Source organism: Clostridium sp. (genome assembly GCF_032552055.1).
GTDB lineage: Bacteria > Bacillota > Clostridia > Clostridiales > Clostridiaceae > Clostridium.
Genome location: NZ_JAWGSV010000066.1, coordinates 1 through 13,799 on the forward strand (window position 1 = coordinate 1; position 13,799 = coordinate 13,799).

11 protein-coding genes are annotated in these 13,799 nt (G+C 27.0%); 10 read left to right on the forward strand and 1 reads right to left on the reverse strand.

What is annotated here, in order from left to right; translation table 11 throughout:
* Nucleotides 1-117: 117 nt before the first annotated feature.
* The 10 genes from E6248_RS06545 to E6248_RS06590 all read left to right on the forward strand — a co-directional run bounded on the left by E6248_RS06545 (nt 118) and on the right by E6248_RS06590 (nt 12,317).
* Nucleotides 118-1,545: an oligosaccharide flippase family protein gene (locus E6248_RS06545; RefSeq protein WP_316340011.1), complete on the forward strand. Its 1,428-nt coding sequence runs from the start codon at nt 118-120 to the stop codon at nt 1,543-1,545.
* A gap of 142 nt (nt 1,546-1,687) precedes the next feature.
* The gene (locus E6248_RS06550; RefSeq protein ID WP_316340012.1) at nt 1,688-3,550 is read left to right on the forward strand and encodes a nucleoside-diphosphate sugar epimerase/dehydratase; all 1,863 of its coding nucleotides are present in this window, start codon (nt 1,688-1,690) and stop codon (nt 3,548-3,550) included.
* A gap of 30 nt (nt 3,551-3,580) precedes the next feature.
* Complete coding sequence (locus E6248_RS06555) at nt 3,581-4,186, forward strand: sugar transferase (protein WP_316340013.1); 606 nt, start codon at nt 3,581-3,583, stop codon at nt 4,184-4,186.
* Between the two features lie 19 nt (nt 4,187-4,205).
* On the forward strand, nt 4,206-5,291 hold the full coding sequence (locus tag E6248_RS06560; protein WP_316340014.1) for a Gfo/Idh/MocA family oxidoreductase: 1,086 nt from the start codon (nt 4,206-4,208) through the stop codon (nt 5,289-5,291).
* 248 nt (nt 5,292-5,539) lie between these two features.
* On the forward strand, nt 5,540-6,562 hold the full coding sequence (locus E6248_RS06565; protein ID WP_316340015.1) for a glycosyltransferase family 2 protein: 1,023 nt from the start codon (nt 5,540-5,542) through the stop codon (nt 6,560-6,562).
* Between the two features lie 12 nt (nt 6,563-6,574).
* On the forward strand, nt 6,575-7,915 hold the full coding sequence (locus E6248_RS06570; RefSeq protein WP_316340016.1) for an ABC transporter substrate-binding protein: 1,341 nt from the start codon (nt 6,575-6,577) through the stop codon (nt 7,913-7,915).
* Between the two features lie 4 nt (nt 7,916-7,919).
* Entirely contained in the window at nt 7,920-9,350 is a 1,431-nt protein-coding gene (locus E6248_RS06575) for an O-antigen ligase family protein (RefSeq protein ID WP_316340017.1), read from the forward strand.
* Between the two features lie 473 nt (nt 9,351-9,823).
* On the forward strand, nt 9,824-10,411 hold the full coding sequence (locus tag E6248_RS06580) for a hypothetical protein (protein WP_316340018.1): 588 nt from the start codon (nt 9,824-9,826) through the stop codon (nt 10,409-10,411).
* Between the two features lie 6 nt (nt 10,412-10,417).
* Entirely contained in the window at nt 10,418-11,308 is an 891-nt protein-coding gene (locus tag E6248_RS06585; RefSeq protein WP_316340021.1) for an ABC transporter ATP-binding protein, read from the forward strand.
* Entirely contained in the window at nt 11,292-12,317 is a 1,026-nt protein-coding gene (locus E6248_RS06590) for a hypothetical protein (RefSeq protein ID WP_316340019.1), read from the forward strand. Before E6248_RS06585 ends, E6248_RS06590 begins: the two co-directional genes overlap by 17 nt.
* Nucleotides 12,318-12,728: 411 nt before the next feature.
* On the opposite strand, the gene brnQ is transcribed toward E6248_RS06590, so the two are convergent.
* A partial coding sequence (gene brnQ, locus E6248_RS06595; RefSeq protein WP_316340020.1) for a branched-chain amino acid transport system II carrier protein occupies nt 12,729-13,799 on the reverse strand: 1,071 nt, incomplete at its 5' end.

Sequence of the window (13,799 nt, forward strand, 5' to 3'; positions counted from 1 at the left end):
AAACTATAATGTTCTGATATTGTTTAGTAAAATCCATATGATATAATTGATTAATATAAGAATACAAATTTGAGTATTAAGTGTTAAATAATAATTTATAGAATAATAGGTGAAAAAATGAGTGGATTATTTAGAAAGTTTATAGAGTTTGCAATAGGAAATGGATTAGTAATGATTTTAGGGTTAATATCAACACCTATTGTATCTAGAATGCTTTTACCAATAGAAAAAGGGAAGGCAGATATTTTTGTAACTTATACTAGTTTAATTGTATTAGTTATAACTATGGGGATAGATCAAGCATATATAAGATTTTTTAATGATGAAGATGAAAATTGTAAGGGGGATTTATTAAGAAAATCAATTAAGTTCCCAGTATTATTAAATATAATATTAGGAGCTATACTTATATTATTTTATAAACCAGTTTCAAATTATATGGTTAAAGAGACATCATTAGTATTGGTGGTATTATTTGCATTTCATAGTTTTATTACTATTATAAGCAATTTTGCACTTATTAACATTAGAATGAAACAAAAGGCTAAGACTTACTCCACGTTAGGAGTAATTAATAAGATTGCTTTTATTATTTTTATAATATTAATATATAAGATTTTTGGTGGTAACTATATAACATTAGTTTTAGCAACTGTATTATCAAATCTTGTTATGACATTAATGGGAGTATTAATAGAGAAAGAAGATTGGTTTAAGTTTAATAAAAACTTTAAGTCTAAAACTTCTACAAGAGACTTGATTATATATGGTAGTCCATTTATCTTATCCATGGGTATAACTTGGGTCTTTCAGTCTATTGATAGAATATCAATTCAACTATTTAGTGACTATGAACAATTAGGGTTATATGGTGGAGCTATGTATTTTATATCTATATTAAATACAGTACAAGGAGCTTTTACAACTTTTTGGACTCCTGTAGCTTATGAAAAATTTTCTACTAACCCTGAAGATAGGAAGTTTTTTAGCAATATAAATGAAATTGTATCACTATTTATGTTAATAATAGCAATAGGAGTAATTGCTTTTAAAGATGTTTTAATAATAATTTTAGGTAGTGATTATGAAGGATCTCAATTTATTTTTCCATTCTTAGTTTTAATGCCAATTATGTACACTATATCTGAAACAACTGTTTTAGGTATAAATTTTAAAAAGAAAACAAAGTATCACATTTATATTGCAGTTGCATCTGCAGTAGCTAATATTATTGGAAACTTTGTATTAGTACCAAGGCTTGGAGCAAAAGGTGCAGCTATTTCTACAGGATTAGCTTATGTTGTTTTCTTTGCAAGTAGAACATATTTAGGAAATAAACTATATAAAATTAATGTTAACTTAAAGAAGTTCTTTATTGGAGTTATAGCTGTATATGTTTTAGCAGCATTCTCAAGCATATATAGAATAAACTTAATTATTGTAATTTTAACATTAGTTAGTACAACTGTAGTTTGCTTACTATATAGAAATGTAATAAAAGATTTATTTGATATTGTTAATAAAAAACTGAAGACAAGAAAATAGATAGTATTAATAAAGTAGCTAAAAGCCAGAAAATAGATAGAATTATAAAATTCTGTTTAGTGGACAATTAATAAATTTTAGTAGTATAATTGTATGAGTAAAAGTACAAAAAATGACTAATTAAAGTTGGGAGAATAAAAGTATGAATAAAATAAAAACTTTTATATTAGTGATAATAGATATTTTTATGATAAATATGGCATACTTATTAGCCATAAATATAACTTTTTTTGATAGATTTACGGAAATAGCTACAATTTATCAAAATGATATTTTTGTTGTTACTATAATATATATAACCTGTTTTGCTTTATTTAAAATGTATAGTTCATTATGGCATTTGACAGGTACCGATGAATTCTTATTAGGCGCTGGTGGCGGTATAGTAGCTGGTGCTATAGCAATTGTTTATACAAGAACTCTTGGAGCTACAATTCCTCTTAATGTATCAGTAATTGGTACTATTTTAACTTGTATTTTAGTATTAGGATATAGAGTTTTATATAGAGTATATAGAAGAGCACTGCTATATATGCCGTACAAATATTCTGAAGATCAAAAAAGAGTAATGATTATAGGAGCTGGATCAGCTGGAACTATGATTATTAATGAAATGCTTTCTAGAAGAAACTTGAAGTTAAATCCTATACTTTTAATTGATGATAGAGATTTTAAACAAGGAAAGCGTATTAGTGGAGTTAAGGTTGAAGGTAGAAGAGAAGATATAGTAAGACTAGCAGAAGAAAAAGAAATAGATACTATAATATTAGCTATACCGTCTATAGATAATGAAAATAAAAGAGAAATTTTAGATATATGTAAGAATACCAATTGTAAAATAAAAATAATACCTGGAATATATGAGATTATTTCTGGTGAAGCCACAGTAAGTAAAATTAAAGATGTAGAATTAGAGGACTTATTAGGAAGAGAGCAAGTTATTTTAGATAATAAAGGCATATCTGATTATTTAAATAATAAAGTTGTGTTGGTAACAGGAGCTGGTGGATCAATTGGCTCAGAATTATGTAGGCAGATAATACAGTTTGGCCCTAAGCTTTTAATTTTATTTGATATCTATGAAAATAGCGTTTATGATATACAAAATGAATTAAAAGATGGATATCCGGATATAAATATGAGGGTTTTAATAGGTTCTGTAAGGGATAAGGAAAGATTAGAAGAAATTTTTGACTCTTACAATGTTAATGTAGTATTCCATGCAGCTGCCCATAAGCATGTGCCTTTAATGGAAGGAAGTCCTAAGGAAGCAATTAAAAACAATGTTTTTGGAACTTTAAACTTAGTTAAAACAGCCCATGAGCATAAGATTGATAGATTAGTTTTAATTTCTACTGATAAGGCAGTAAATCCTACTAATATTATGGGAGCATCAAAAAGATTATGTGAGATGATTATTCAATCATATAATACTATAAGTAATACTGAATTCGTTGCAGTTAGATTCGGAAATGTATTGGGAAGTAATGGATCAGTTATACCGTTATTTAAGAAGCAAATTAAAAGTGGTGGGCCAGTTACTGTAACCCATAAGAGTATTACTAGATATTTCATGCTTATTCCAGAGGCTGCTCAATTAGTGCTTCAAGCTGGATGTTTCGCAAAAGGTGGAGAAATCTTTGTATTAGATATGGGTAAACCAGTGAAAATTTATGACTTGGCAGTTGATTTAATTCGATTATCTGGGTTTGAACCTAATAGAGATATAAAAATTAAGGTTACTGGACTTAGACCAGGTGAAAAACTTTATGAAGAGCTGTTAATGAGTGAAGAGGGGTTAACTGAAACTAGTCATAATAAGATTTATATTGGAAAACCTACCTTTGAAAGTATAGAGAGCTTAAATATTAAATTAGGAGAGCTTAAGGAATTGTTAAAAGAAAGTGATGTTTTACTAATTAAAGAAAAAATGAAACAAATAGTTCCAACTTATAAAGAGGCTGATGAAGTAAATGAAGTTGCAATTACAAAGGAAGAAATTTAGCAAATATTAGTTTAGAGATAGAGGATAATAATGAGTAGATTTAATCAAGGAATAAAGAGATGTTTTGATTTTATTGTATCTTTAATAGGTATAATAATTCTTTCCCCAGTATTTATTATAGTGAGTATTGCTATTAAACTTGACTCTAAAGGGAATATATTATTCTTACAAAAAAGAGTTGGGAGATATGGTAAGGAATTTAATATATATAAGTTTAGAACAATGGTAACAGATGCTGAAAAGCTTGGAAAGCAAATCACTATAGGTAAAGACGATAGAATTACTAAAGTTGGTGTTTTTTTAAGGAAGTTTAAAATTGATGAACTTCCACAATTATTTAATGTATTTAAAGGGGATATGAGCTTAGTTGGCCCAAGACCTGAAGTACCTAAATATGTTTCATTATATAGCTTTGAGCAAAAAAAAGTATTAAATGTTAGACCAGGAATAACAGATATGGCTTCATTAAGATATAAAGATGAAAATGACATACTTGGAAAAGTTGACAATCCGGAAGAATACTATATTAATGTTATTATGAAAGATAAGCTAAATTTAAATTTAGAATATATAGAAAAGAGCAATATCTTTTTTGATATATATTTAATAGTAAAAACTATAATAAAATGCATATAGATGTAAGGTGGTAAAAATTATGAAGAAGTTGAATTTTGCGATTATCGGTTGTGGAAGAATTTCATATAAGCATGTAGAAGGACTATATGAAAATAAGGATGTAACAAATTTAGTTGCAACATGTGATGTTAAGGTTGAACTTGCTAAAGCTAAGGCTAAAGAATATAAAGAGAAAATGAATGATAGTTCTTTAAATATAGGTGTATATGAAGACTATAAAGAAATGCTTGAAAAGGAAGAAATTGATGTAGTTACTATAGCTACAGAAAGTGGATATCATGCAGAAATTGCAATTTACTGTATGAATAAAGGCAAGCATGTTATAGTTGAAAAGCCAATGGCTATGTCAATTGATGATGCTAATGAAATGATTGAAGTTGCTAAAAAAAATAATGTTAAATTATCAGTAGCTCACCAAAATAGATTTAATAAACCTATTCAAAAGCTTAGAGAAGCTATAGAAGGTGAAAAGCTTGGTAGAATAATGAATGGTACTGCAAGAATTCTTTGGAGAAGAGATGATAATTATTATAAGCAAGCACCATGGAGAGGTACTTGGGATCTAGATGGTGGTACTTTAATGAATCAATGTATACATAACATAGATTTATTACAATGGATGGTAGGTTCTGAAGTTGAAAGAGTTTATGCAGAATGTGATACTTATAGAAATCCAATAGAAGCGGAAGATTTCGGCGCTATAGTAATTAGATTTAAAAATGGTGCTATTGGAATAGTTGAGGGAAGTGCTGTTGTATATCCTAAGAACTTAGAAGAAACTTTAAGTGTATTCGGTACTGAAGGTACAGTTGTTATAGGTGGTCTTGCTGTAAATGAGCTAGAAACTTGGAGATTCGAAGGTGAAGATGAAGAAGAAGTTAAGAAGGACTTACAAGTTGAAATAGATAGCGTTTATGGAAAAGGACATACACCTTTATTTAGAGATGTAGTAGATGCTATAAATGAGGATAGAAAGCCATATGTAAGTGGAGAAGATGCAATAGTGCCTCTATCAATTATTTTAGCTGCATATAAATCAAGAAAAACTGGAATGCCAGTAAATTTCCCATTTACTAATTTTTCTAGTTCAGATATGAAGAAATAAAGTTCCGCATAATTGCGGACTTTTCTTTAAACTTTATCCTATTGCTATCATTGCTAATACTCTCATTTTCTCAAAGCTGGAGTTAAGCACTGCTACGCGACTGGATTAGTTCTTCTAAGCTTCAGATGGAGTAAGGTAATCTTGCACTCTGTGAAAGTGATTCACACAAAATGCAAGATTTTGGTTCTCTACTTTTAAGAAAATTCCATCTGAAGCTAAGAATCACTTTATTTTAAGGAGTTGGAGTTGTGAATAAGACTGTCTCAATAGTTATACCTTGCAGAAATGAAGAAAAATATATAGAAAAGTGTGTTAATTCATTTTTAGAGCAAAGCTATCCAATGGATTTAGTCTCTATTATAATAGCAGATGGTATGTCTACAGATAAAACAAGAGAAATAATAAATGATATATCTAATACTCATAAAAATGTAATACTTTTAGATAATAAAGGACTATCTGCTCCTAAGGGAATGAATCTAGGAATTAGATATAATAATTCCGATATAGTAATTATTTTTGGTGCCCATGCTTATGCAGATAAGGATTTTATAAAGGAAAATGTGCTAGCCCTTGAAAGAGAAGGGGTAGGTTGCTCCGGTGGAGTTATAAAAACAGTAAATGAAAATGTCAAAGGAGCTGCTATTGCTGAGGCTATGAGCTGTCCATTTGGTGTTGGGAATGCATTATTTAGATTTGCTGATAAAGAAAGCTATGTTGATACAGTAGGCTTTGGGGCTTATAAAAGAGAATTATTAAATGAAGTGGGTCTTTTTGATGAAGAGTTAGTAAGAAATCAAGATGATGAGCTTAATTTTAGGGTTGAAAAAAGCGGAGCAAAGATACTTTTATCACCTAAGATAAAGGCAACTTATTTTAGTAGAGGTGATTTTAAAAAGCTTTGGAGACAATACTATCAATATGGTTTCTGGAAAGTTAGGGTAATTCAAAAACATAAAAGACCTGCATCAATAAGGCATTTAATTCCTTTAATGTTTGTACTATTCTTAACTATAGGTGGAGTAGCTAGTATTTTTTCAGGGTTATTGGCAAAATTATATCTTTCTATATTAGCTTTATATTTAGCTTTAGATTTATTTTTTGCTTTTAAAATATCTAGTAGTAAATCTTTTAAGTATCTGCCTTATTTAGTTATCAGTTTTCCATTTTTGCACATTTCATATGGATTAGGATTTATCTTAGGAATATTTAATTTTTATATATTTAAAAGCAGTAAATTAGAAGAAAGCAATAAAAGAATCTCAAGATAAAAGGTGAAAAATATGAAGTTTATGAAAAACAATAAGAACTTTATTGCATTAATAATAGTCTTAGTATTATTAGCAGTATCATACAAAGTTTATAAAGTTATAGATTTTAACAATAATAAAATCGATAAAGAAGTTGTTAATATTATTCTAAAAAATAATGAAATTAAAAATGGAATTAGCAATAGAACAAAAAATTTCAATAAAAACAATGATGATATTTATATCAATTTAATATTAACTAGTGACGACTATGATAACTTAGTACATACAAAGTTAGCTAATAAAAGCAAAATTGATATATTAGAGTATAATGGCAAGACTTTAATAGAGAAGGATTTTATACAGCCATTAGATAACTTAAATATTGATTTATCTAATGTAGATGATAACTCAGAATTCCTATATAACGATGAAATTATAGGTGTAAAGTATGGCTCTGCTATGCCGAAACTTATGTACAATAATTCTATATTAGAAGATTCAGGGGTTAGTAGTGATTTTATACCTGAAAATTTAGATGATTTAATATGGATGTTAGAAAAAGTTAAATCCCATGAACCTAATATAATTCCATTAAATTTATCACTATCAAGTATTCATGATTTATTTAGTTTGTTAGGAACAGCAGCTACATCAGAAACTTCAACTTATCCAACATTTTGGAATTATAAAAGTGGAAAATATGATTATTCTGGACTTGACATAGTATTAGAAAAGTTTAGATATATGTATGAAAATCAATTAATTAATTTAGATTTTGATTCTAAAACTATGGAAGATTTATTTAATGAATTTAATGATGAAAAATCGGCTGTAATGGTAACTAATTACTATCAAAAAAATAGTGTGAAGAAAAGATTATCAGATATAGATGTAAGATTTAGCAATATACCTTTTGCTTCAGAAAAATCAGGATCATTGTATTATCATACTTATCCTAGAATATTAGTATTAGCTAATAATACTAGTGATGAAGAGTTATCTCAAGAAGAAGAGGAAGAAAAAAATAGACATGATTTAGCTGTAAAAGAAGTTTTTGAATGGCTAATTAGTGAGGAAACAACAAGCTATTTAGTTGAAAATGATAATAACTTTGCATCCTTTGGTGATAATTACATGAATAATGATTTATATGATGGATTAAATGATAATACAAATTATAAACATTCTTTAAAAGATCCAACAGAAATTCTTGTTGGAAACTCTAAGATAGTAAAAGATAATATATTCTCTATAATTCGCGGAGAAATTGATATTAATAGTGGGATTAGTAAACTTGAAAGTGAAATGAATAGTTATATCTTAAACAATGAAAGAAATAAAGATGTTGACCTAGATAAGTATAAGGAGTAATTATATGAGTATTGATAAAAAGTATATTAAATGGAGTTCTATAGCCATTTTTATAATAGTAAGTGCTTTACTATCAGTTAAGGCAGTAGGGGTTAAGGATGGTGCTACTTTTACTTTATCTCTAGTTGTAACATTATATATATTAATTAATTCAAAAAAAGATACAAAAAAATGTTTATATTTATTTATTGTTTCAATGCCTATTTTAGTTACAGCAAGGAAGTTACTATATCTTGACTTGTTTATAATAAAGCTTAATTTTGAAAGTATTATAATATTATATATTTTTATTACTAATTTTAAGCCTATAATTAATAAGGGACGAGAGCTTGTTAATAGATATAAGGTGCTTTCATATTTTATTATATTATTTTGTTTATTTAGTTATATAAGCTGTATGTTCTCAAATAAACCTATTTTATCCTTAGAGTTAACTACAACTTCTATATTACTACCGATTATTTTAGGATTGATTTTTGTAACAATATTTGAGAAATGTGATATGAAGAAAATAGTATATTCATTAATTCTATCTATAAACTTTAGTTGCCTTTATGGATTAGTACAGTTATTAGGTATCTTAGTTAGTGGTGGGCATCTAAAAGATTCACGAGATATGCTTACTTTTGGATACCATAATGTAAATATATTTGTTAATGTAGCATTGATGGTATTTCCATTATTACTTAACGAAATCTTATATAAAAAGAATTCTATTATGGAAAAGGTATTTTTAATATTATCTGGAGTACTTCAAATGGGATGTATTTTTATAACTTTTTCAAGAGGTGCATGGTTATCATTAGGTTTAGTAGTAGTATTAATAATTTTTAGTAAAAAATATAAATACTTATTCATAGCTATGGTGATTATAGGAGGATTATTATCACCTATAGTATTGCCAAAGGTTATGGGAAGAGGTGATTCATCAACTCATTTTCTTCAGAATACATCAAATACAGCAAGATTATTATCAATAGTTACTAGTAAAGATGTCATGATAGACAATGTTTTTGGAGTTGGATATGGCAATTTTAATGAAGTTTATAGAACAAATGTAGCTGATTCATATTTAAGTTTAAATTATAATTTAAGAAAAAATATGGTAGCTCCTTTATATACTATGGAGCATGCTCATAACTTCTTTTTAAATATAGGTGTTGAGCAAGGAGTGATTTCATTTATCTCTATTGTGGGTATAATGGGTATATTTATATGGTTATCTATTAAAAGATACAAAGATAATAGGGGGATATTTGTATCGTTAATAATATTTATATTTATTGGGTTAACTACTGGAATTCAATTAAATCATAAAGGTGTATTAACAAACACATATATTCTTTGGATATTATTTGGAATAATAATTTTAAATAATGTAGAGTCTAATAAAAATATACAAGAAGAAAAAACTTTAAAAATGAATAGTAAATAATAAAGAATGTATAATTTAGTCTGAAATTGCATCAGAGCTTAGTTTCTGAAGTGAAATAATTTTAATAGAGTAAGAAGAGAGAAAAGAAACTGTTAGAACTATATGAGGATATATTAAAATAATATAATTTGTGGTATAGTTAAGAAAATTTTAAGATTACAAAGGTTTTATTAAGAAAATATTTATTGTTAATAAAGAAGATTAAAAATATAATACTAAGTGTAGGAGTTTTTTTACACTTAGTATTTTTTTATCCGATGGCTACCATTGCTAATACTCCCATCTTCTAAAAGTGGGAGCTAAGCACTGCTACGCCACTGGATTAGTTCTTCTAAACTTCAGATGAAGTAGTCATCCTGCACTCTGTGAAAGTTATTAACACAAAATGCAAGATTTTGGTTCTCTACTTTTTGAGAAAACTCCACCTGAAGTTAAGAATCACTTTATAATTTATAATATTAGGAGAAGGAAAAATGAAAAGATCTACGGTATTAGCCTGTATAGGTGTTATAATAGCTTTTCTTATAGTGGGAGCCTTAGGGAATAAGAAAGATTTTTATGAAAAACAAGAAAATTTTAAGACACCTGAAGAAGCTATAGTTAATTTTATTGGATATGCCAATATTAGTGAGACTATAAAAGCTGAAAATGGATATTATGAGAAGCTTTCAAGGAAGTTTCTAGAAAGCGTTTCAAGAAGATATAGATTATATATAGGGGATGATAGGTGGAGTTATATAAATAGTCAAATACCACAATTTTCAAGTTATGATTTAAAAGAGATTACAGAAAATGATTTGGATTTCATAAGGGATTATTATGAGGGCTCTTTAGAACAAATACCCAATTATATAAAGCCTATAGATAAAAGGTTTTATTCTTTAAATGGAAATGCAAGTAATATGAAGTATAATGATGATAGACATCCTAATGAGGATGGTACTTTTGATAATGTATTTGATATTGAAGAAGATAAGACGACTTTATATTTAGTGGTTGTTGATGAAGGTGAAGGATACGTAGTTGATTATTACTATGTAAATAATGTAGTGGAAGGTTAAATGTATATGTTAGAGGTTAAGAATTATTCTTTTAAGCATGGAGACAATAAAATATTAGATAACATAAGTTTTACCTTGGAAAGTGGAAAAATATTAGGACTAGTAGGACCAAGTGGAGTTGGTAAAACTTCATTAATTAGAGGAATAGTTGGATTATATAAAGGTGAAGGATCAATTTTACTAAAAGGAGAAGAAGTATATGATAATCCTAAGGTGAAAAATAAGATAGCTTTTGTACCTGATGAACATAGTAGCTTTTATTTAATTAAGATATCTGAAATTATTAATTATTATAAATCTATTTATAACAATTTTGATGAAGAAAAGTTTTATGAAATCAATAAAATATTTAAAATTCCATTAAATAAAAGATTTCTTCAGTTATCAAAAGGTATGAAGATGAGAGTAAATCTAATGATTGCTTTTTCATTAGATTCTGAACTTCTTATTTTAGATGAGCCACTTTCAGGGTTAGATCCTATATTAAAAGAAAAGCTTTTAAAGCTTATAGTAAAAGAAGGGGCTAAAAATAATAAATCTATAATAATAAGTACTCATAATCTTATTGAGCTTGAAAAAATTTGTGATGAAGTTATTATTTTGCATAATGGTAGTATAGATTATCATAATTCTTTAGATAAGATTAGACGTAACTTTAAGAAGATACAAGTTGCTTTCGATATGCCTGTATATGTTGAGGACTTAACTTTTAAAGGTATTTTTAGAATTTCTCAAGTTGGAAGGGTATTTACTATAATAGTTGAAGAAAATTGTGAGGAGTTTAAAGAATGGCTTAAGAGATTTAAACCTTTATTTTTAGAAGAAATAGATTTAAGTCTTGAGGAGGTATTTATTAATAGAATAGAGGGGAAGTGCATTGATGAAGAAATACTTTAATAAGGCTATATTTTATCAAGGTGATGGAAGCATTCTAGTTCCCTTACTAGTTACTTATATTTCAGCTTTTATAATAAATTTATTAGCTACATCTACTTATTTTAGTTGGTATATTAGAACTCCATTGTATAATCATAGCGATAAAGAAAATATTTTAACTATTCCTCATATTTTTTTATTTGGTTTATATATGGTAGTTATATATGTAATTACTGTTGGGGTTTTTAAAAGGAAAAAGTGGTCTACATTGCTTGCAGGGCCATTTTCTAGGATGGATATAAGAAAAAGAGAATTTCTTATAATTAGCATGTCTTCTATAGTATATATAATTGCTTTTTTATACTCTATATTAAGAGGATGGGCTAGTGAAAGAGAAATATTAAGATATATAGGTGGTTTCTATGAGTTAGTACTTATAGATACTTTAAAATTAATATGTATAGCAGTATTAATAATAGGAGTTCTAGCTCTATTAGATTCTATTTTTTCAAATATTTATTATTTATTTGGAACTATAGTATTTAGTTTTATATATTTAGTTTTTTTATACATCAATTTTGGACAATCATTAAGTTACTATAAAAATAGTTATATATATGGATTAGACTATATTATTAATGGTACCATGGAGTATATTGGTTATTCCAGTATAGGGAATCCTATGACTAATTTTCAAGTAATAATGATATCTATGATTCTTTTATTAGTGGGTATTGCACTTATATTTATATCAAAGAAATTAACTAATAAAATGCTACTTGAAGATATGAATGAAGGAATAATATTTAATTTACCAAAGAAAATTGCAAGATTTATGATTATAACTTTTCCTGGAATGATGGTAGCATTATTTGTATCAGGATTAATTGATTCTATGTATTTTATGTATTCTTTAGGGACATATAAATTATCTATTATAAGACTAGGAATAATAATAGTAGTAAGTATTATAAGTCATTTTATATTAAAAAAAATTACTATAAAGCCTAAGGAAATATACAGACTTTAGAGAAATGAAAAATTAAGAATTAAGAATGAAGAATTGTGGAGGAAACTGCAGCAGAGCTGAGTTTCTAGAATGAAATTATAGTAATGAAAATAAAGAAAGTAGAATAGAGGAAGTAATTTCTTCAAGATTATAGGAATAGATTATTTTTTAATTTAGCTTTACTAAAATTAAATTGTAAAAGATGTTATTAAAGAGGTTTTTGATTTTTTATAATGCGTAGTTTTAATTATTTATTTGTGGTAATAATTTATAAAGTTGCATTGTAGATAAGTTTCTGAAATTAAATAAGTTTATATAAAAAAGGTTGTCTTTGTGACAACCTTTTTATATTAATTATTCAAACTCTAAAAGGAGTTTTTTCTTTAATTTTTCATTATACATTCTTCATTTTTCATTTCAAATTAAGCTTGCTTAATTTGCCACAGCATTTTCTTCTTTTATTTCTCTAAATATAACATGTCCTAATGCAATGGAGATTATAGTTGGAATTAACCATCCAAAGCCTAATTCAGCAAGTGGAATAAAGTTTAAGTTTATTCCTGGAATAGCAAATAATATCCCAAAGAATAACGAAGTATAAACTCCAAGTCTTACAGCTTTAATATTAGTTAAGAACTTTGACATTAGTGTAGTTAATATTAATGTTATACAAACAGGATATAAAATATTTAATATTGGTGCTGATAGTACAACTATCTTATCTACTCCTAAGGTTGCCAGTGATAAGCTTACTATAGATATTATTATTGCATTTAACTTAAAAGGTAATCTTCCATTAGAAATTTTTTCGAAGAAGGAAGAACCAGCAGATAATAAGCCTATAGATGTAGTTAAGCATGCAAGGCACATAGCTATTCCTATTAAAACAGGTCCAACAGAACCTAATATATTTCTAGATATTAATAATAATAATCCAGTTTTACCTATTTCACCTGTAGTTAACTCAGTAGTTTGAGCTCCTATATAAGTTAATCCACCATATACAAAAGCTAGTCCAATAACGGCTACTAAGCTTGATTTTAAAATCATTTTAGGCATTTCTTTATCTTTATAGCCCTTAGTTTTTAATGAAGTAGTTATTACTCCAGCAAATAATAATGCAGCTATAGCATCCATAGTTTGATAACCTTCTAATAATGAAGTAGAAAAAACATTTATAGCATTAGTTTCTGTAATAGCACCTATTGGCATAACTAAGCCTTTTACTATTAAGATTACTAAAAGAGCTATAAGAGCTGGTGTTAGGAATTTACCTATAGTATCTATTATTGAAGTTTTTCTTAATACAAAAAATAAGTTAATTGCAAAATATATAGCCATTGCTACAAAAGGTGTAACCTTTGGGAAAAAAGGATTAACACTTAACTCAAAGGTAGTTGCAGCTGTTCTAGGTATTGCAAGCATAGGTCCTATTGTTATAAATAAAATAGCAGTAAATATTACTGAAAATTTATTACCAATTTTGCTAGATAAGGTTTTAAA